Raw genomic sequence first — 20,903 nt, forward strand, 5'->3', positions numbered from 1 at the left:
TAACAATTATTAACTTTTTTAACAATTCAAAGCATTTTAGCAGCGTGAAGAAGCGATTTGTTAATCAAATTTAATCGCCTTTGCAGGAGTTATTTTTGTAATTAAATAGGAGGGAACAAGCAACATCGAAACTGTAACAATTAAACTGCCAATATTCAGAAGAATAATGTGAGTGATTTTAAGATTGATTGGTACGGTATCTACATAATAGTTGGTTGGATCCAGAGGGATAATCTCAAAAAAGTATTGCAGTAAACACACAGAGATTCCAATAATGTTTCCCCACAGCAGTCCTTGTCCGATAAGCATGGACGATTGATAAAGAAATATTTTACGAATCGACCAGTTTTCTGTCCCCAGTGCTTTTAAAATTCCAATCATATTGGTCTTTTCCAGAATAATAATTAAAAGCCCCGAAACCATATTAAAACCGGCAACCAGTATCATTAGGCTTAAAATAATCCATACATTCATATCGAGCATATCAAGCCAGCTAAATATTTGCGGATATTTGCGAACAATGCTTCTTACTTTTAAACCGGCACCATCATCGGTAAATGATGCAGCTGTAATTCCTTTTATCTGTTGATCGATAAGATCTAAATCGTCAAAATTATCAATGAAAATTTCGTAGCCGCTAACCTGATTGTTACTCCAGTCATTTAATTTTTGAATGTGTTGTATATCGCAGATAAGGAATAGTTTGTCGAATTCTTCCATTCCGGTATTGTATATCCCGGCAACGGTAAAACTTCTTACCCTGGGCGGTTGCTGAATAAAATAAACCGATAATTTGTTACCTACTTTTAATTGAAGAAGATTTGATAGTTTTTCCGAAATCAAGATATCATTACTTTTGGTGCTGTCGGTGAGCTGAATGGTTTTTCCCTCCACCAAATGATTTTTAAAAAAACTCCAATCGTAGTCTTTACCTATTCCGTTTAAAACAATTCCTTGAATATCCGATTTTGTTTTAAGAATACCCGGTTTCGTTGCAAAGGATTGTATGTGCGAAACTCCGGGTATTTTTTCAATGCTGCTTACGGAGATTGCATTTTTTTCGATGGGGTTAGTTTCAAACGACGAGTTGTTATCGTAATTTGTGATTTGTATATGAGAACCAAATCCGATAACCTTGTTGGTAATTTCAGATTTGAATCCGGTAACAATAGCTACAGCCAATATCATTACTGCGATGCCAAGAGCAATACTTATTTTGGCAATACTAATAATAGGATGAGATATATTTCCACCGCCTTTTTTGCTGATGGTAATTTTTTTAGCTATAAAAAGTTCTAAATTCAAATTGAGTTTCTTTTTAAAAGATTAATACAAAAGTAGTAATTTCGTGTTTACAGATGTGAAAAATTAGTTAAATGAGAAAAATAAAACAATTGATTCAATATTGTGTGCTGTGTTCATACTTTTTGTTTGTAATATGTGTAACATCTTGTGCACAAAAACAATCAGATTCATTATCGACCGGAGCCGAAAACTTCACAGAATTTATACCTCTGCTGAAAGAGAAAAAAATTGCAGTTGTCGCCAATCAATCCTCATTGGTTAAAGCCGAACATTTGGTTGATGTATTACTGGCAAAAGACATACACATTACTCGAATTTTCAGTCCCGAACATGGCTTTCGGGGCGATGCTGATGCAGGCGAGAAAATTACCAATGGCATAGATGCGAAAACAGGATTGCCGATTGTGTCCCTATATGGAAAGCATTATAAACCTTCGGTGGCTGATTTAAAAGATGTTGATATTGTAGTATTTGATATTCAGGATGTTGGTGTTCGCTTTTACACATACATTTCCACGCTTCATTATGTGATGGAAGCTTGCGCCGAGCAGGGAAAACAGGTAATTGTTCTCGATCGGCCAAATCCAAACGGACATTACGTGGATGGACCAGTCCTGGAGATGAAATACAGTTCCTTTGTTGGAATGCATCCGGTGCCTGTGGTTTATGGCATGTCGATAGGTGAATATGCCCAAATGATTAACGGGGAAAAATGGTTGAAGAATAAAGTACAATGTGAATTAAAAGTGATTCCATGTAAAAACTGGAACCGGGAGAAATCCTATTTGCTGCCGGTAAAGCCGTCGCCCAATCTGCCGAATCAATTGTCTGTTGCTTTGTATCCGTCTCTGTGTTTTTTCGAAGGAACAGTGGTTAGTGCCGGTCGTGGTACAAATTATCCGTTTCAAGTATACGGACATCCTTTTTTTACAAAGGGTGATTTTGAGTTTACACCAAGCAGTATTACCGGAGCAAGTAAATATCCAAAGTTTAAAGGTGAAAAATGTATTGGTTACGATTTGCGTAAAATAAATGCGGATGACTTCCGAAAGAAGAAAAAATTGGATCTGTCTTTTTTATTAAATGCTTATAGTGAATTGAAAGTGGCCCCGGATTTTTTCAATTCTTTTTTTGAAAAGCTTGCAGGAACAGCAAATCTGAGAACTCAAATTGAAAACTCCATATCGGAAGAACAAATTAGAGCCAGTTGGGAAAAGGATCGAAAAGATTTTATGGCAATTCGAGCGAAGTACCTGATTTATTCTGATTTTGCAGAAGAGTAAATGGAAAAAGAAACAGAAGCATCGGAGTGAAAGGAAAGTTGTATCGACTAAGTTGCAAATCCGATGTTCTGTTTCTGAGGGATTCTTTTATTTGTGGTTGAATTTGTATTCGGCCTTAACAAGAGCAAGTTTACAAAAGAGAAATTTAGGAAGTATAAACTGACTATTAATTATGTGTTAATTACTATTTATTTTTTCAGATTTAGGAGCAGAAATTAACAATAGAATAGCTTGAAATTAATTTAGATTTTCTCAAAATAATAAGTAAATTTAAAGGAGTGTTCAATAAATAAAATATTTAAAATGGCATTTACCTTGCAAATTAATGATAAAGCTCCTGATTTTGATCTGATAGCTACCGATGGAATTCGATATAAATTAAACGATTTTAAATCATCTAAACTTTTAGTCGTTTTTTTTACTTGTAATCATTGTCCTTATGTTATCGGTTCCGATGAAGATACCAGAATGATTGCTGATAAATACATTCCAAATGGAGTTGAATTTGTGGGAATTAATTCTAATTCAGCAAACACTTACGAGGAAGATGATTACGATCATATGGTAACACGAATGGAAGAAAATGATTTTCCCTGGGTTTATTTGTACGATGAAACACAAGAGGTGGCAATGGCATACGGTGCATTGAGAACTCCCCATTTTTATTTGTTTAACGAAGCACGCAAATTAATTTATACAGGCAGAGCAGTCGATAATCCCAAAGATACGTCCAAAGTTACTTCCAGAGATTTGGAGAGAGCTATAGATGAATATTTGGCTGGAAAAGAAATTTCTGTTCCGGTAACCAACCCAATTGGCTGCAACGTAAAATGGGATGGGAAAGACAAACATTGGATGCCTGCAGATGCTTGTGATTTGTTGTAAGTATTTTTCCCAATCAGATAAAAAATAAAAAACGGCTCCAATTTTAGAGCCGTTTTTTGTGTTATATGTTGAGAAACTTCTTAAATAGTTCTTCCCGGATAAACCTTCAATGCTTCAGCAAGAGTTTCCATCGCTTTCGCCAAATCTTCTTTTTTAAGAACGTAAGCAATACGAACTTCATTTTTACCTAAACCTTTAGTAGCATAAAATCCTGTAGCAGGAGCAACCATTACAGTTTGGTTTTTGTATTCAAAATCCTCTAAAATCCACCGTGCAAACTTGTCTGCATCATCAATTGGAAGTTTAACTACAGTATAAAAAGCTCCTTTAGGAGTTGGGCAGTAAACGCCATCCATATTATTTAAAGCAGCCACCATAAAGTTACGGCGATCGATGTATTCGTTGTAAACTTCGGTGAAGTAATCTGCAGGTGTCTCCAAAGAAGCTTCGGCAGCAATTTGTCCAAAAGCAGGAGGGCACAAACGAGCCTGAGCAAATTTTAAAGCGGTGGTAATTACATCTTTATTTTTTGTAATCATTGCACCAATACGAACACCGCACTCGCTGTAGCGTTTCGAAACAGAATCAATTAGAATTACATTTTGCTCCAAGCCTTCCAGTTTCATAGCTGAGAAATGCTCTTCGCCATCGTAACAAAACTCACGGTAAACTTCGTCTGAGAAAAGGAACAGGTCGTGCTTGATAATCAACTCACGCAATTGATTCAATTCCTCTTTTGAGTACAGGTAACCAGTTGGGTTATTTGGGTTACAAATAACAATTCCTTTGGTTTTAGGAGTCATTAATTTCTCGAATTCTTCAATTGCAGGCAATGCAAAATCATTTTCGATACTCGATGTAATTGGTTTTACAACCACACCGGCACTTACAGCAAAACCGTTGTAGTTTGCGTAAAATGGCTCCGGAATCAAAATCTCATCACCAGGATTCATACAAGTCATTAAAGCAAAAGTAATTGCTTCCGAACCACCTGTAGTAATCAACATCTCATTTTCGTCCACGTTAATTCCGATGTTCTGATAGTATTTCGCCAATTTCCTGCGGTAAGAAATATTACCCGCCGAATGAGAATACTCAATCACCTTTTCGGTACAATTTCTAATGGCTTCCATGGCAACCTCAGGTGTTTTAATATCCGGCTGACCAATGTTTAATGGATACACAGTTTTTCCTGCAGCTCTTGCAGCTTCAGCGTAAGGAACCAATTTACGAATTGGTGACTCAGGCATTAATCTTCCTTTGTCTGATATTTGTGGCATTTGTTATGTGTTTATATATTTTATGAATGAAGTTTTTTGTTGCTCAAAAGTAGATAAATTTCCATGTAAAAAAAATGATTTTTATTGCTTTTCAGCATCCCGTTAAAAATCTGAAATTTACTCTCCAAATCAGTGATTATAAAATAAATGCATAGTTTTATTAACTCCCTTATTTTTATTGCAAATTACTTACAGATCGCTTTCAGACAGATTGTTGCTTTTTGTTGGAGATATATCTCTCAGATTTTCTTAATTTTGAGCCAAATTTTTTTAGTAGTATAGATTTTTAAATTTTAGTTAAACACATGGAAATCCCAACAAAGTACAATCCTGCAGAATCGGAGGACAAATGGTATAAGTATTGGATGGATAAAGGATTCTTCCACTCTGTACCTGATGAGAGAGAGCCGTATACAATTGTGATACCTCCGCCAAACGTCACCGGAGTGTTGCACATGGGGCATATGCTAAACAATACAATTCAAGATGTATTGGTGCGTAGAGCCAGATTGCAGGGAAAAAATGTCTGTTGGGTGCCGGGTACCGATCATGCATCTATTGCGACAGAAGCTAAAGTTGTAAACAAGCTAAAGCAGGAAGGCATTTCAAAAGATGACATCACCCGCGATGAGTTTATGGCGCATGCCTGGGAATGGAAAGAAAAACATGGCGGAATTATTTTAGAGCAGCTGAAAAAATTGGGTGCTTCGTGTGATTGGGAGCGTACTGCTTTTACTATGGACGAATCTCTTTACGAATCGGTAATTGATGTTTTTATCGATTTATATAAAAAGGAAAAGGTTTATCGGGGTGTTCGTATGGTGAATTGGGATCCTTCGGCACAAACAGCTGTTTCCGATGAAGAGGTAATCTATAAGGAATTACAATCAAAACTGTATTATTTAAGATATCAGGTTGAAGGAAGTGATGAGTACATTACCATTGCCACCACCCGTCCTGAGACAATTTTAGGTGATACCGCAGTTTGTATCAATCCAAACGACGAACGTTTTGCTCATTTAAGAGGCAAACGTTGTATCGTTCCTTTGGTGAACCGTTCCATTCCAATCATCGAAGATGAGTATGTTGATATGGAATTTGGTACCGGTGCTTTAAAAATTACACCGGCTCACGATATTCATGATTACGAAATTGGTGATCGTCATAATCTGGAAACCATCGATATTTTTAACGATAACGGAACCATGAGTGAAGCTGCTCAGCTTTATGTTGGTAAAGATCGTTTCGAAGTTCGTGATTTAATTATGCCTGATTTGGAGAAAGCTGGCAACTTGGTGAAGGTAGAAGATTACGTAAATAAAGTAGGTTTTTCGGAACGTACCGATGCTGTAATCGAACCTAAATTGAGTATGCAGTGGTTCCTGAATATGAAAGAATTGGCCAAACCGGCTCTTGAGCATGTAATGAACGACGATATTCAGTTGCATCCTCCAAAATTCAAGAACACTTACCGTCATTGGATGGAAAATGTGAAGGATTGGTGTATTTCCCGTCAGTTGTGGTGGGGACAACGAATTCCGGTTTACTATTTGCCTGAAGGCGGATATGTAGTAGCCAGATCAATTGAAGCTGCACTTGTTGAAGCAAATGCCAAAACAGGAAAAACATACAAAGCTGAAGACTTACGTCAGGATGAGGATGTGTTGGATACATGGTTCTCTTCATGGTTGTGGCCAATTTCAGTCTTCGATGGTATTCGTAATCCCGAAAACGAGGAGATCAAATACTATTATCCAACCAACGATTTGGTTTCCGGACCGGATATTCTGTTTTTCTGGATTGCCCGTATGGTAATTTCAGGTTATGAGTACCGTGGCGAAAAGCCATTTAGTAATGTTTATTTAACTGGTATTGTTCGCGATGAATTGGGCCGTAAAATGTCAAAATCATTGGGTAACTCGCCTGATCCGTTAGACTTAATTGCTAAATATGGAGCAGACGGGGTTCGTGTGGGAATGCTGTTGTGTTCTCCTGCCGGAGGCGATTTGCTGTTCAACGAGAACCTACCTGAACAAGGACGTAATTTTACTACCAAGATCTGGAATGCATTCCGTTTGGTAAAAGGTTGGGAAGTTGCCGATATCGAGCAACCTGAATATGCCCGATTGGCAACAGAGGTTTTCCATGCACGTTTAAACAACACTATGGAAGCTTTGGATGAGCAGTTCAAGCAATATCGCATCAGCGAAGCATTAATGACTGTTTACACCTTATTCCGCGATGAGTTCTCATCATGGTATTTGGAAATGGTGAAACCAGCTTATCAGCAGCCAATCGATAAAAAGACTTTCGATTCGACCGTAGCTCTTTTCGAGAAGTTGATGCAGTTACTCCACCCATTCATGCCTTTCTTAACAGAGGAAATCTGGCAGTTACTTGCCGATCGTACCGATGAGGACAGCATTATGGTTTCAGTGATGCATAAGCCAGATTCTTATGACGCTAATTTGTTAGCCAAGTTCGAGCAGGTAAAAGAAGTGATTGTTGCTGTTCGTAATATCCGTAAGCAAAAAAATATCGCTTTTAAAGAAGTTTTAGAAATGAATTACAAATTGAAGGGAGACAATTACGATGCTTCTTTCGATTGTGTGGTGGCTAAAATGTGTAATCTTACCGATATTACTGTAGCAAATGGAGAAATGACTGGTGCAATGTCGTTCATCGTAAATGCAGTTGAATATTTTATTCCTTTGGGCGACCTGGTCGACGTTGAGGAAGAATTGAAGAAAATGGAAGAAGAGTTGAAATATACCAAAGGTTTCCTGACTTCGGTTCAGAAGAAAATGAGCAACGAGCGTTTTGTAAACAATGCACCAGCTAAAGTCATCGAAATCGAGAAAAAGAAAATGGCCGATGCCGAAGCTAAAATCAAAGTTTTAGAAGATCGCATTGCCAGTATGAAATAAGAGAAGTATACTCTATTGTATTAATGCCGTTTCATTCATTTGAAACGGCATTTTTTTATGGTATTACAATTTTTATTCCTTCTATTATCCCCTTTCAGGGAATTTAGTATAGAGCTGTGTCCATCCGTCCACTTTGTGGACGCTTACTCAAGTTTAGTTTCTTCGAAACATTTTCATGAAACATGTCCAATTAGATTTTTGAAGAAGATTGACTTTGAATTGAGTAAATATCACGAAGTGATTAAATTTAAGTAACCGCCTACGCAGCAGGTGGAACTTGAAATTGGAAAATGATCCCCGAAGGGGTAAATATTTATGGCAAGAGTCGTTACAAACAAAAGGTAGAACATCTGCTGCCGTTCCAAATAATTGGAACAGCATTTTTTTTCATTTAGCTTATTGGTATTTCGGTCGCTAATTTATTCAATTCTACTTCTACCCTATCAAAAAAGGTAAATTTATGTTTTTTTGCGATCATACTTCTAAGTACATAATTAGGGACACTTCCATTATCTTTTTCCAACCACAATTTCATTTCTGCTTCTGAGAGTTCTTTTTTTCTCAAGTGTTTAAGTGAAAATATATTGATTGGCTCTGTGCATTGGAATAGTTTAGTGATTTCTGGACAATACCCCTTATAGTTGATTGATTTAATAGGGATTGCGATACTAATTGAGTGAGGCCTAAGATTTTTGTATTTTTCATTTCCTTCTATTGTTGATAAATATTTTATTCCATCTATATCTAATGTTGTTTTACACCACTGCATTAGCATTTGCGGAATAATATATTCTTCCTTGAAATTTGCAAATGGGTATTTTGTTTGTATAGTGCATGCAAAAGCTAATGGCCAAGTTAGAATAGCTTGTTCTAAAAATACATATTTCCTATCCATGCCTTTTTCAATTAAAGCTTTATTAAGATTGAAAATTTCTTTATTAGTCATAGAAATATCCAATAAATTAATTGTATTTAAATCTACCTCATATCTTGTAGCGTATAAGTATTTTATTTTAGGAGATCGTAACTCTTTCCAACAGGTCTGTATTGAATTCCCTAAGTAAACACAAGGTACCCCAGGGATGCTGTATCGATTGGTAGATACTAAATGCTTTCGTTCGAATGGAATATGAAAAATATCTCTTCTGTTTTTAATTTTAATATAACTTTCACGTATTTTGTAGAAATTTCTTCTGGAATTACCCATAAGCATAATCCTATTTTCATTTGGGAAAAATAAGCTGTCTTTAACCTTATCTAATCCTTTGGATAGATTGTTGTATGCATTGAATGTTTTACCTTCTAAATATAGTTTTGTGGAATTTAATATACAAGAGCACAGAATCTCTAAATTCTCTCTGTTCTTTTCAATTACATCTTTAATTTCACCTTCGAATTTATTAATTCGTTTTAGGTATTCTTCAAGATTAGACGATATATAATCTAAATATGGTACGTCATAGTTTTTCTTAGGCAGATCAAAAAAGGTAGTATTAAATAGTTCAATATTTCTCATTCTAAGTGCTATTAAATAGATGTTTTTAAGTTGTAAATGTATTCTTTTTTATAGAAATCAATCTATTCCGAGCATTACTTCCTTAATCTTCTTAAAGCAAAACAACTTAAACATTTTTATCAAAAATAGTAAAAGACGCAGATAATCATGAATTACATAGTAAAAATGCCGTTCCAATGATTTGGAGCGGTATTTTTTGTTGTGTGCCTATTGCTTGATCATTTCTTAGGGTATATCAGACATGTCCTCTTTTAACAGGTCGGATGTGATTGGAGTTTTAGAGGCATTTACTCAATTAATTCCTCAGTTGCTGAAAGATAACAGGAGTGTTGAATTGGGAGATTTGGGTACATTTTCTCTTCATATTTCGGCCGAAGGGGTAGATTCGGAAGAACTGGTAACACGACATCGTATTAAGAAAAGTACAATTGCTTTTCGTCCCGGTAAGCGAGTGAAGCAAGATATTGCAAGAGTCGATTATCGAAAAATTCCGAAGAAGTGAAAGAGATTTTTTTTTGCTTGTGGTTGGAAAATAAGAGTTTTCCACATATTTTTTGATCCATGCAAATGGGTTTTAACCCGTTCGAAAAATATATTTTCCGTTGCAAACGGTTGTAGTTTCTGTTCAATTAGCTTATTAGAGAAATAATTCTTTATTTTGTAGAGGATAAAAGAGTCCGAAAATCCAAAATAAGATTTGGATGAGGGGAATAGTGGCTGAATAGTCTAATTTGAATACTAAAAGATTAAAAAAATATGGATACGATTAAGCATATCCCTGAAAATGGAAAAACCAGAATTGTAATTATTGGTGGTGGTTTTGCAGGTTTAAAACTTGCACGGAAACTGGTGAAAACAAAATATCAGGTGGTGTTAATTGATAAAAACAATTTTCATCAGTTTCAGCCTTTGTTTTATCAGGTGGCAACCTCTGGTTTGGAGCCAAGTTCTATTGCTTTTCCCTTGCGGAAGATTTTTCAGAAGCGGAAAAATGTGCATTTTCGAATGGCTGAATTGTTGGAGGTGAATCCAAATGTGCAGAAGATATACACAAGTCTGGGGTCGTTGAAATACGATCATTTGGTATTGGCCACCGGTGTGGATACCAATTATTTCGGAAATAAGAACATCGAGGAGTTTGGTATTCCTATGAAATCGGTGTCCGAAGCCATTTTTCTGCGCAATTCAATTTTGCGTAACTACGAAAAGGCGTTGAATGAATCGGATCCGAAAAAGGCGGCCAATTACATGAATATTGTTTTGGTGGGCGGTGGTCCAACAGGAGTTGAATTGGCAGGTGCTTTGGCCGAAATGAAAAATGAAATCCTGCCAAAGGATTACCCGGAGCTTGATTTTTCTTTAATGAATGTGTATTTGTTCGAAGCGTCAGATCGATTGTTGAGCGGCATGTCGGAGAAAGCATCAGAGAAAGCGAAAACTTACTTAGAGAAATTGGGTGTAATTGTAAAAACGGAGGCTCGGGTTGCCGATTACGACGGACTTAAAATTAGTTTGGCTGATGGAGAGGAGTTTTACTCATACGCTTTGGTTTGGGCTGCGGGGGTTGTGGCTAATTCCATTAAGGGTATTTCGGAGATTGCTGCAAGTCGTGGAGGAAGACTTCGTGTTGACATGTATAATAAGGTAAGCGGTTTAAACAATGTGTATGCTTTGGGCGATTTGGCTTTGCAAAAAGAGGGGGAATATCAGAATGGTCACCCACAGGTTGCACAGGTTGGTTTGCAGCAGGCTGCTGTTTTGGGTAAAAACCTCATAAATATTCAACAGGGAAAAAGCATGAAACCTTTTCATTATAAGGATAGAGGATCATTGGCAACAATTGGAAAGAATTTGGCTGTCGCTGATTTGCCTGGAATTAAAACACAGGGTTTTTTGGCGTGGATTCTTTGGTTGTTTGTGCATTTAATGGCAATTGTGGGTGTAAAGAACCGATTCTTTATCTTGATTAATTGGGTTTGGAATTATTGGACTTCGGATCAATCGCTGCGGGTTTTAATTCGACCGGATAAACGAAGTTTTACGGATAGGGCTTCAAAAAGGCATCAGATTAAAGACCCGGTTAACTTGAATTAAGGAGGCTGAAAGCACCAATTTTACTGAGGATTGGTGCTTTTTTTATTTTTGGCACAAGCTTTGCATCTATTCAGTCAAAGTATACCGGTACTTGACTTTTAGAAGATTCGTCCCTACCATAGGATGACAATATTGAAAGCCATACAAGAGTGTAAATTGAGTATTTAAATTTCATCCTGCACGAAAGGGCTATTTGGCTTACACATTAAAAACTAAATGCCATGAGAAAGTCTGTATTATATAAGTTGACAGCCAGTATAGTATTGGTTTCAGCAATCGCAATTTCTACTACAAGTGTATCAGCTCAGCGCAGATCGCAGCAAAATGAGAAGACCCGTTACGAAGAACGAAATAAATCAACCCGTTTGAAAGATGCTGATAGAAATGAGAAATACAACAAGAGTCGTTATTCAGATTACTCAGATCAGAAAAGGAATAACGCGTCTAATAAGAAGAGTGCAAAATATCACAAAGAACGGAGTACGAAAGGGTATTCTAGTCAATATAAAAATGGACATGTAAACGGCAATAAGCGTTGGGATCGGAATCACAATAGAGGGGCGCATGTGAAATCTTATCATTCCTCAGGTGATCGTTACAGAAGTTATCGTTATCCAAAAATGGTCCATACCAATCAACGTTACAGAAACTTTTACAACAATCATGGACACAATTGTTATCGTCATGAACGTTACGGAAATGTAGTTTTAAGATTTGCTGTTGCACCGGTTGTAATCCGACATAGTTACGGAGATTACTACTTTTCTGATGGAGATTTTTATAGATTCTATCCTGAAGTGGGATATGTTGTAGTTGATGCGCCAAATTCTTTGTATTTCTCTTATGTTCCTGATAACTGCCATAGGATTTTGCATCATGGAAATGAATATTACACAAATGGAGATATGTGTTTTGTGAAGCATAGAAATGGGTTTAGATTGGTGAGTGCTCCTGCCGGAATACATTTATCTTTGAGATTTTAAGTGAAAGACTAATTATTCGAGCATTATTGAACAGTACTAAAATAGACTTACTTTTAAAAAATAAAAAATACAGGGGTGTGGTTTGTAAAAAAGACAAAAATGGTCTTAAAATTTGCAAAACTACACCCTTCTCTTGTAAAAAATGACGTTTTATGGCTGGTGCACTCAAAAACGGGGTATTTTGCTGTGACTTGTTTTTCTTTTGAGTTGATACCTGATCAATTAAGGGAGTAAGAAGGGGAGAAATATAAGATAATCTGCTTGTGTATACACTTTTTAGGGGTGTATGCGAAAAATCTTATTTTTTGTACTCGAAAACGATTTCGAGAAGCTGTTGTAAAACAGGTTTTTGCTTGGGTTGATCAATGAGTTTTATCTTTTGTGTGTTCTGATTTTATTGGGATTTATGGCTTTTTATGTTGTGTGTTCTAAATTCTGAATTCCGCTTGGATATTCAGTGGAAACTAGGCTATTTTATCCCTCAATAACAAATGATAACAACAACACAATTTAAAACAAGCGTATTATGACAAGGGATGAATATTTAATGGATCCAAATAAGTTGGTTCAATTCCTGCAAAAACCAAGCAACGAGTTCACAAAAGAGGATCTGATAAGATATATAGCAGAGAATGGAATTAAGATGATTAATTTCCGTTACGTTGCTGAGGATGGAAAATTGAAAACCTTGAACTTTATTATTACCGGGAAAAGCCATTTGGATAGTATTCTATCTTCTGGCGAGCGCGTTGATGGATCAAGTTTGTTCTCTTATATAGGAGCAGGTTCAAGTGATTTATACGTGATTCCCAGATTTAAAACGGCATTTGTGAATCCTTTTTCAGAAGTGCCGTGTCTGGATATTCTTTGTTCGTTTTATACTGCTGAAGGAAAACCAATGGAAAGTGCTCCTGAGTACATTCTAAAAAAGGCACATGAGAGCTTTAAAAAAACAACAGGCCTTACTTTTAAGGCAATGGGTGAACTCGAATATTATATTAAAAGTTCAAATCATACATTATATGCTGATGTAGATCAGAAAGGATATCACAGTTCCCGGCCTTTTACTAAATGGGAAGGTTTGAGACGCGAAGCAATGGTTTTAATTGCTCAATGCGGAGGGAAAATAAAATACGGACACTCAGAGGTTGGGAATTTTTCAGCGGGTGATGATGGTTACGAGCAGCATGAAATTGAGTTTTTACCGGTTGAGGCAGAGGATGCAGTTGATCAGTTGGTGATTGCAAAATGGATTGTGAGAATGTTGGCTGCCCGTGAGAATGTATTGGTGAGTTGGGCACCAAAAATTACTGTTGGTAAAGCCGGCAGTGGTTTGCATATTCATATGTTGGTAGAAAAGGACGGCAAAAATATTTGTATTGAAAATGGAAAGTTGAGTGATACGGCTAAGAAAATGATTGCTGGTATTTTGAAACTTTCCGGAGCTTTAACAGCTTTTGGAAATACGATTCCGACTTCTTATTTACGTTTGGTTCCGCATCAGGAGGCTCCGACTTACGTTTGTTGGGGAGATCGTAACCGCTCTGTTTTAGTGAGGGTTCCTCTTGGATGGGTAGGTGCTGCGGATATGATTAAGAGTGTGAATCCGTTCGAACCGGCTGATGCAAGAGATTTTTCAAGTAAGCAAACTTTTGAGTTCAGAGTGCCGGATGGTTCTGCAGATATTTATTCATTGGTGGCTGGTTTGATTGTTGCAGGTCAGTATGGATTGGAAATGGAAGATGGCTTGCAGGTAGCTGATGAATTGTATGCAGATGTAGATATTTTTGCTTCGCAGTATAAAGAAAAATTAGATGGTTTGAAGCAATTGCCGACTTGTTGTTGGGAGAGTGCAGATTGCTTGCTTGAGCAAAGAGAGGTTTTTGAGCGAAATGGTATTTTTACAAAGGGAAGAATTGATGCGGTTGTGAAAAAATTAAAACTATATGAAGATTATGGGTTGAATGACCGAATTCTGGGTAATGAAGTTAGGATTATGGAGATTGTAAATGATTACATTCACTGTATGTAAATTTGGGAAGAATATTTACTAATAAGTTTTTTATATGGGGGTAGTCCCGCAACGAAAGTTGCGGGACTTTTTTATGATTTCCTTTATTCTTTGTATGCAAATGAGTAGGATTCATCGTGTTGTGATATATCTAAACCTTTGGCTTCAGAGTATTCTGAAACTCTAAGTGTAACAAATTTGTTTGTTATCCAATATAGGATGTAGGAACCTCCGAAAGTAAAAATTCCAACAATTACCAATGCAATGATGTGCATTAAAAAAGTTCTGATTTCTCCATGTATCAGTCCAACATCATGAGCAAATACAGCGGTTAAAATCATTCCTGTAATTCCTCCCATTCCGTGTGCCGGAAATACATCAAGGGTATCATCAAGAGATGTTTTTCCTTGTAAGGTGATTGCGTAATTGCTTACGATGGATGCTATTACACCAATAGTAATGGATGCTCCGACAGTTACAAATCCTGCGGCAGGAGTAATGGCTACAAGTCCAACAACCAAACCAATTGCAGCTCCTAATCCTGATGGCTTGTGTCCTCGGGCACCATCAAGGAAAATCCAGGTCAGCATGGCTGCCGCTGATGCTGTATTTGTATTTAGTAGGGCTAATACTGCTGTCGATGAGGCTTCCAGGGCCGATCCGGCATTGAATCCAAACCATCCGAACCAAAGCATTCCTGCACCAAGAAGCACGAATGGAATGTTGGAGCGTTTCTCGTTGTATTTCGATTTTGTTCGTTTTCCGAGAAACATGGCTCCGGCAAGTGCTGCGAATCCTGCAGACATATGAACAACAGTACCTCCTGCAAAATCTAATACTCCCATGTTGCGAAGAAATCCGTTTGGATGCCAGGTCCAGTGTGCAAGCGGAGCATATATAAATATCGTGAAAAGGCTTATGAAAATCATATATGCTCTAAATCTCACCCTTCCTGCAAAAGATCCTGTGATTAAAGCGGGTGTGATAATTGCAAATTTTAACTGGAAGAGTGCAAAAAGAGCAAATGGAATGGTTGGCGACATTTCAGGATTTGTGTAGCCTCCTACATTTTTAAACATCAGGAAAGTTAGCGGGTTTCCAACCAATCCAAAGCCGTCAGGTCCAATGCTGTCTCCAAAAGCCAGACTGAATCCAATAACAACCCATATCATACTTACAATTCCCATTGCGACAAAACTTTGAAGAATTGTTGATATAATGTTTCTGGGATCCACCATACCACCGTAAAAAAATGCAAGTCCGGGAGTCATAAGAAGAACCAGGGCGGTTGAGGTCAGCATCCATGCTACATCTCCCGAAACAATGTTTGGATCATCAACTCCCAATTCAACACTAGGGACAAATATTCCGACAATAGCCACTACAATAAGCAGCAATAAGGCATAAAGCCATTTTTTACTGTTTTTCATCACAATAATGATTTATAAAATGTACAAAATCCGGTTGGTGTGATTATGGATTGTAGTCCGTCAAATATTACGCTTGGGTGGTAAAAATAGAATAAAATTTAGAAACAACCTAATTGAAATGAGGGGTGTGGTTATTTAAAATGATTATATTTTTGAGACAGCCCTATTTTTTTAGGGTGAAAGTTCTTTTTGTGTATGGTTTTTTATTTGGAAGGATTTGGATTTATGGTGGAATTAGGACGAGACATCCTGTAAAAAGAAAGGCTCCAATGTATTTGGAGCCTTAATTAGTTTTTTTCGATTCGTAGTTGATGTACAACAAATTTTCCTGTATCATTTTTTAGCAGAAAATTAACCCGGAAGTCTCCATGGCTAGTCGTTAAGCTCCCAATCACATATCGGGCTTCAGGTTTCCCGCCTTCATGTTTTTTATTGAATCCTGTCGGAGGAAATTCCTTAAAGAATTTAGCCATGATTTGTTTTGCTTGTGATTTGCTGTAAATAGCTTCCTTATCTTGTATCGTTAATTGAACTCGATCTCCAAAGAAATTTGATAAGCTTATACTATTGCCTTGTTTAAAAGCATTGATCAGTTCTCGTGGTAAATCATCCTGATTTTGTGAAATTGCTGATGAACAACAAACTAAAAGGAAGAATATTCCTGTAAATATGTATTTTATAGATCTCATATGAATAATTTTCAACTTAATATCATATACCTTTACACAAATACTGTGCGAAAAATACACTGCAAGTTAAAAAAAATCTGAATTTCTTTTTCTAAATAAGAAAAGAATTGATTATTATGATGTGTGCAGTCAGTCATATAGATACTTTCATCTTGCAGGAATTGTTTAAAGTTTGAGTACTATTTTCGACGAAAGGAAATTAAGATTTTTTTTGCACAAATTTTTGCCAAAACAACAAATAAGGGGAGTCATAATTGAAAATTATAAATAAATGAAAATTGTTCTTTTAGTTATTGGAAAGACAGATAAGGATTTTGTGAAAACGGGGATGGAAGAATATCAAAAGAGATTGGTGCACTATCTTCCTTTCGAGATGAAAATAATTCCAGATATAAAAAACACGAAGAATCTTTCTGAAAATCAGCAGAAGCAAAAAGAGGGGGAATTAATTTTAGAAAAGATTAAAGCCGGAGATACATTAATATTGCTCGATGAGGGAGGAAAAGAGTTTTCTTCTGTAGCTTTTTCTAATTTTATAGAACAAAAGATGATCGGCGGAATTAAAAATTTGGTTTTTGTAATTGGCGGTCCTTATGGGTTTTCTGAAGATGTGTATCGGAACGCACAAGGAAAGGTTTCGTTATCGAAAATGACTTTTTCCCACCAAATGATTCGGATGATTTTTACCGAGCAATTGTATCGGGCAATGACAATTATTAAAGGAGAGCCTTATCATCACGTTTGATGCTTTGAACTAATTATGCTAATTTGTGAGGAGTTTAGCATGAATTTTGTATCTGCAATAAAACATTTCAAAACTATCCGAATTGAAAAATAGACTTCTCAAATATATTCCTGCGATTTTAACGTTGGTATTTCTTCTGTTGGCAGTTTCTACAGAGTATTATTTTAGGCAAAATGACCGCCTTGCAAATGTGGCCAATCATGCCCGGCAGGTTCTGGAGAGAAAAGAACAGCTGCTGAAAAATGATCTTGGCGAACTGCAGACTGCAATCGCAAAAAAGGATGGAGTACTTCAAAAATACGATAGCTTTTCTGAGTTTGAGAAGGACCTAAAAAAAGATGGATTTGTTCTAGTTGCCTATAAACAAGATAGTTTGTTGTTTTGGAGCGATAATTCATTTCTGATACCTGAGAAAAGCTTTCTTGAAGAAGAGAATTCATTGGTTGTCCGGCTGGATGATGGATTCTATTTTATGCAAAAACAGAAGGTGGATTCAATTGATCTTTATGGATTCTTACTTTTAAAAAAGATTTATCCATATCAGAATAAATTTCTGAAAAATCATTTTGGGCCGGATTTTTTCATCCCCGATTCTTTTGATATTTCTTTACATCCGAATGTGGGAGCTTCTGTTAGCAATTCTGATGGCAAATTCTTGTTTTCTTTATCGGATGATAATGCGGGAATGGGCAGCAGAAGGGGACAAAAAGGAGTGGGTTTACTGTATTTATTGGCGATTCTGTCTGGTTTAGTATTCTTCAGTATCTTACTGCGGCAATTAAAAGATTTGAAATTAGGTCTTTCAGCTTTTCTTGTTTGGGGAGCAGGTTTGGTGCTTTTACGATATTTTATGCTGCTTTGGGGATTTCCTGCTGTTTTTTCAAAGTTTGAGATCTTTTCGCCTGTTTTATTTGCGAGTTCATTTTTCTTTCCATCCTTAGGCGATTTTGTAATCAACTCGTTCTTTTTATTTGTTTTCGTTTATACCTATTCAAGGTTTTTGGTAAGCAATCAATTCTTCAAGCCTAAAAGTTCATATCAGGTTGCCGGATGGATTTATGTGCATTTAATACTGTTTTATCTACTGTATTTTACAATCGAGGATTTGTTTGAAAGCTTGATTTTTGACTCTAGCTTTAGTTTGCAGATGTTTGTATTTCAGGACAATGGAATTTATGTTTTTATAGGTTTTGCCATTTTGATTTTTTTATTTTATGCTCTGGGACAAATTGCAAATCTATTAGGCCAAATTGCCCGGGATCATTGGAATTTAAAAACTTATTTACTCGCAGTTATTCCTGTATCCATAGTTTTAAGTTTGATATTTTATTATTTCAATTCTGTAAAACCCGATGCTGTAACTCTGGGCTTTCCAATTTTGATGGTTTTTGTCTTGGGTCTCATAAATTATCAGAAAGATAAGGGAGGCCGATATTCTTTATATGTGGCTTTGCTTTTAGGTGTTTCAATCTTTGTTACCAATAGGATCAATTCTTTCTCCAGCCAAAAGGAAAAACAGGATAGACAAGTGGTGGCAATGAATCTTTCTACAGAATATGATCCAACTTCTGAATTTTTTTTGATGGAAATTCAAGAGAAACTCGATCAGGATTCAATATTGAAAGATTTGTGCAAGCAACCTTTTAGAAATGAACCTGAAATAGCAGACTATATTCAAAATAAATACTTTACAGGATTTTGGGAGCAATATCATCTTCAGGTTACTATTTGCAGCAACATAGATGACTTAAATATTGAGCCCGATAATCAGATCAGAAATTGTTTTGAGTTTTTTGAAGAAATGATTGTGACAACGGGTGAACCCATTCCGAATAGTAATTTTTACTACTTGAATGAGTTTGATGGGATGGTTTCATATTTAGGTGTTATTTCCAATCCATCGTTTGCTTCCGATGAGGTTAAAATTTACCTGCGTCTCGATTCTAAATTTGGCAATGAGGGTTTAGGATATCCGGATTTGTTGTTGGATGAAAAAGTTGATTTGCGCCCGGTAAGTCATGAATATTCGTATGGGAAATATCAAAATGGGAAGCTGATTGCTTCTTCCGGCAAATTCAATTATTTCATGAGTAATGCCGGATTTGGTGAAAGTTCTGCCGATTTTTTCTGGAAACAGATTGATGGGTACGACCATTTGGTATATAAGTTTGGTAATAATGCTGTTGTAGTGAGTTGCCCTTCAGTATCATGGTATGACAGAGGGATAACCATTCCGTATGTTTTTGTTCTTTTTTATGTTTTTGGATTTTGTATTTGGATGCTTGAGAAGGTTTCTTCTAAATTCAGAATAAATCTAAGTTTCAAATACCGGATTCAATATTCAATTATTGGTCTGCTGATGCTATTCTTCCTTTTGTTGGGTGGGGGTACGGTATATTATAACATTAATCAGGCCAACGAAGCGAATAGCAGAAGTCTGCAAGAGAAGTTACTGTTGGTTAAACGTGAGGTAATTCGGGATTTATCGGGTGATAGTTCACAAAAATCAGAGGTGTTAACAGATCAATTAAGGCAATTGTCAAATTTGATTTTTGCAGATATTCATTTGTATGATTTGTCAGGGAAATTGATTGCAACATCCAGACCAGAGATATTTGAGAAAAAACTGCAGGGGAAGAGGATGAATTTTGCCGCTTACGATCAACTTTTTTTTAATGAGCGAACTCATTTTATTCATAAAGAACAAATTGGGAAAATGTCTTACTTGTCGGCTTACGAATCTTTGGTTGATGAAAATAATGAAACCATTGCATTTGTAAATCTCCCTTATTTCCTAAAAAGCAAAGAGCTGGAAAAAGAAATGTTTAATTTAATTCTTGCCGGGGTAAATCTTCATGTATTGATGATTTTGCTGGCCATTTTTCTTTCGGTAATTATATCGAATAAAATAACTTATCCGCTTCGTTTAATTCAGAGCAGACTGAAGGCAACACGTTTTGGTTCGTATGGTGAGCAAATTGAATATACTAAAAATGATGAAATAGGTAGTTTGGTGAAGGAATATAATCAAATGCTTATTGAGCTTGAAGAGAGTGCTTCCCGTTTGGCAAAATCGGAGCGGGAATCTGCATGGCGGGAAATGGCAAAGCAAATTGCTCATGAAATTAAGAATCCATTAACCCCAATGAAATTAAGTATTCAGTTTCTGCAGAAACGCTTCGAGGACAAAACACCAAATTGGGAAGAGCATTTTAATCGTGTGAGTAAAACATTAATAGAGCAAATTAATGCTTTGTCATCTATTGCTACTGCATTTTCGAATTTTGCAAAGATGCCGGCAGCCAAAAATGAGAATTTAAATTTGGTTGAAATTCTCGAACATACAGTTGATTTGTTTAAGAACGATGATTTTGATTTGAAACTCGATTTGAATTCCATTGAGAATGCAAGTGTTTTTGTTGACAAAGAACAGTTTGTTCGCGTTTTTGTGAATTTAATTAACAATGCGATTCAATCTATTCCGGAAGAAAACCTAGCTCAGGTTGTAATTGAGTTAGAGGATATAAATTCTGATTATCAGGTAAGTGTAATTGATAATGGTTCCGGAATTAACCCGGAGATTAAAGAGAAGTTGTTTTCACCTAACTTTACAACAAAATCGAGTGGTATGGGATTGGGTTTATCGATTGTTAAAAATATTGTTGAGAATGCTAACGGAAGCATTTGGGTTGAATCGGAGAGGCATATTGGATCTTGTTTTATTGTTCGGATTCCTAAAAGAAAAGAGATATAAG

14 protein-coding genes are annotated in these 20,903 nt (G+C 36.3%); 9 read left to right on the top strand and 5 right to left on the bottom strand.

All coding sequences use genetic code 11. The annotated features are described in order from the left end of the window. Nucleotides 1-60 precede the first annotated feature (60 nt). Nucleotides 61-1,305, bottom strand: a complete 1,245-nt coding sequence (locus GQR60_RS16590; protein ID WP_124994009.1) for an ABC transporter permease — start codon at nucleotides 1,303-1,305, stop codon at nucleotides 61-63. A 71-nt stretch (nucleotides 1,306-1,376) separates the two neighbouring features. Between GQR60_RS16590 and GQR60_RS16595 the strand changes: the two genes are divergently transcribed. After that, on the top strand, nucleotides 1,377-2,588 hold the full coding sequence (locus GQR60_RS16595; protein ID WP_124994010.1) for an exo-beta-N-acetylmuramidase NamZ family protein: 1,212 nt from the start codon (nucleotides 1,377-1,379) through the stop codon (nucleotides 2,586-2,588). 303 nt (nucleotides 2,589-2,891) lie between these two features. Beyond that, a complete protein-coding gene (locus GQR60_RS16600; RefSeq protein WP_124994011.1) occupies nucleotides 2,892-3,473 on the top strand; it encodes a thioredoxin family protein in 582 nt (193 codons plus the stop codon). A gap of 80 nt (nucleotides 3,474-3,553) precedes the next feature. On the opposite strand, the gene GQR60_RS16605 is transcribed toward GQR60_RS16600, so the two are convergent. Further along, nucleotides 3,554-4,753, bottom strand: coding sequence for a pyridoxal phosphate-dependent aminotransferase (locus GQR60_RS16605; RefSeq protein ID WP_124994012.1), 1,200 nt, complete (start codon nucleotides 4,751-4,753; stop codon nucleotides 3,554-3,556). Nucleotides 4,754-5,058: 305 nt separating this feature from the next. Between GQR60_RS16605 and GQR60_RS16610 the strand changes: the two genes are divergently transcribed. Next, the gene (locus GQR60_RS16610; RefSeq protein WP_124994013.1) at nucleotides 5,059-7,680 is read left to right on the top strand and encodes a valine--tRNA ligase; all 2,622 of its coding nucleotides are present in this window, start codon (nucleotides 5,059-5,061) and stop codon (nucleotides 7,678-7,680) included. 391 nt (nucleotides 7,681-8,071) lie between these two features. Here GQR60_RS16610 and GQR60_RS16615 read toward each other — a convergent pair whose 3' ends face one another. Next, a complete protein-coding gene (locus GQR60_RS16615) occupies nucleotides 8,072-9,196 on the bottom strand; it encodes an RES domain-containing protein (RefSeq protein ID WP_124994014.1) in 1,125 nt (374 codons plus the stop codon). Nucleotides 9,197-9,437: 241 nt separating this feature from the next. Here GQR60_RS16615 and GQR60_RS16620 point away from each other — a divergent pair, with 241 nt between their 5' ends. The 4 genes from GQR60_RS16620 to GQR60_RS16635 all read left to right on the top strand — a co-directional run bounded on the left by GQR60_RS16620 (nucleotide 9,438) and on the right by GQR60_RS16635 (nucleotide 14,305). Further along, the gene (locus GQR60_RS16620) at nucleotides 9,438-9,698 is read left to right on the top strand and encodes an HU family DNA-binding protein (protein ID WP_124994015.1); all 261 of its coding nucleotides are present in this window, start codon (nucleotides 9,438-9,440) and stop codon (nucleotides 9,696-9,698) included. 254 nt (nucleotides 9,699-9,952) lie between these two features. Next, a complete protein-coding gene (locus GQR60_RS16625; RefSeq protein WP_124994016.1) occupies nucleotides 9,953-11,290 on the top strand; it encodes an NAD(P)/FAD-dependent oxidoreductase in 1,338 nt (445 codons plus the stop codon). A 221-nt stretch (nucleotides 11,291-11,511) separates the two neighbouring features. Beyond that, on the top strand, nucleotides 11,512-12,273 hold the full coding sequence (locus tag GQR60_RS16630) for a DUF6515 family protein (protein ID WP_124994017.1): 762 nt from the start codon (nucleotides 11,512-11,514) through the stop codon (nucleotides 12,271-12,273). A 526-nt stretch (nucleotides 12,274-12,799) separates the two neighbouring features. After that, nucleotides 12,800-14,305, top strand: coding sequence for a glutamine synthetase family protein (locus GQR60_RS16635; RefSeq protein WP_124994018.1), 1,506 nt, complete (start codon nucleotides 12,800-12,802; stop codon nucleotides 14,303-14,305). Between the two features lie 83 nt (nucleotides 14,306-14,388). On the opposite strand, the gene GQR60_RS16640 is transcribed toward GQR60_RS16635, so the two are convergent. Beyond that, complete coding sequence (locus tag GQR60_RS16640; RefSeq protein WP_124994019.1) at nucleotides 14,389-15,714, bottom strand: ammonium transporter; 1,326 nt, start codon at nucleotides 15,712-15,714, stop codon at nucleotides 14,389-14,391. A gap of 287 nt (nucleotides 15,715-16,001) precedes the next feature. After that, nucleotides 16,002-16,403: a DUF4783 domain-containing protein gene (locus GQR60_RS16645; RefSeq protein WP_124994020.1), complete on the bottom strand. Its 402-nt coding sequence runs from the start codon at nucleotides 16,401-16,403 to the stop codon at nucleotides 16,002-16,004. Between the two features lie 271 nt (nucleotides 16,404-16,674). On the opposite strand from GQR60_RS16645, the gene rlmH reads away from it, so the two are divergent. Beyond that, the gene (rlmH, locus tag GQR60_RS16650; protein ID WP_124994021.1) at nucleotides 16,675-17,148 is read left to right on the top strand and encodes a 23S rRNA (pseudouridine(1915)-N(3))-methyltransferase RlmH; all 474 of its coding nucleotides are present in this window, start codon (nucleotides 16,675-16,677) and stop codon (nucleotides 17,146-17,148) included. Nucleotides 17,149-17,230: 82 nt separating this feature from the next. Beyond that, nucleotides 17,231-20,902 (top strand): ATP-binding protein, encoded by a 3,672-nt coding sequence (locus GQR60_RS16655; RefSeq protein ID WP_124994022.1) that lies wholly within the window; start codon nucleotides 17,231-17,233, stop codon nucleotides 20,900-20,902. Nucleotide 20,903 lies beyond the last annotated feature (1 nt).

Source organism: Labilibaculum euxinicum, from assembly GCF_009795715.1.
GTDB lineage: Bacteria > Bacteroidota > Bacteroidia > Bacteroidales > Marinifilaceae > Labilibaculum > Labilibaculum euxinus.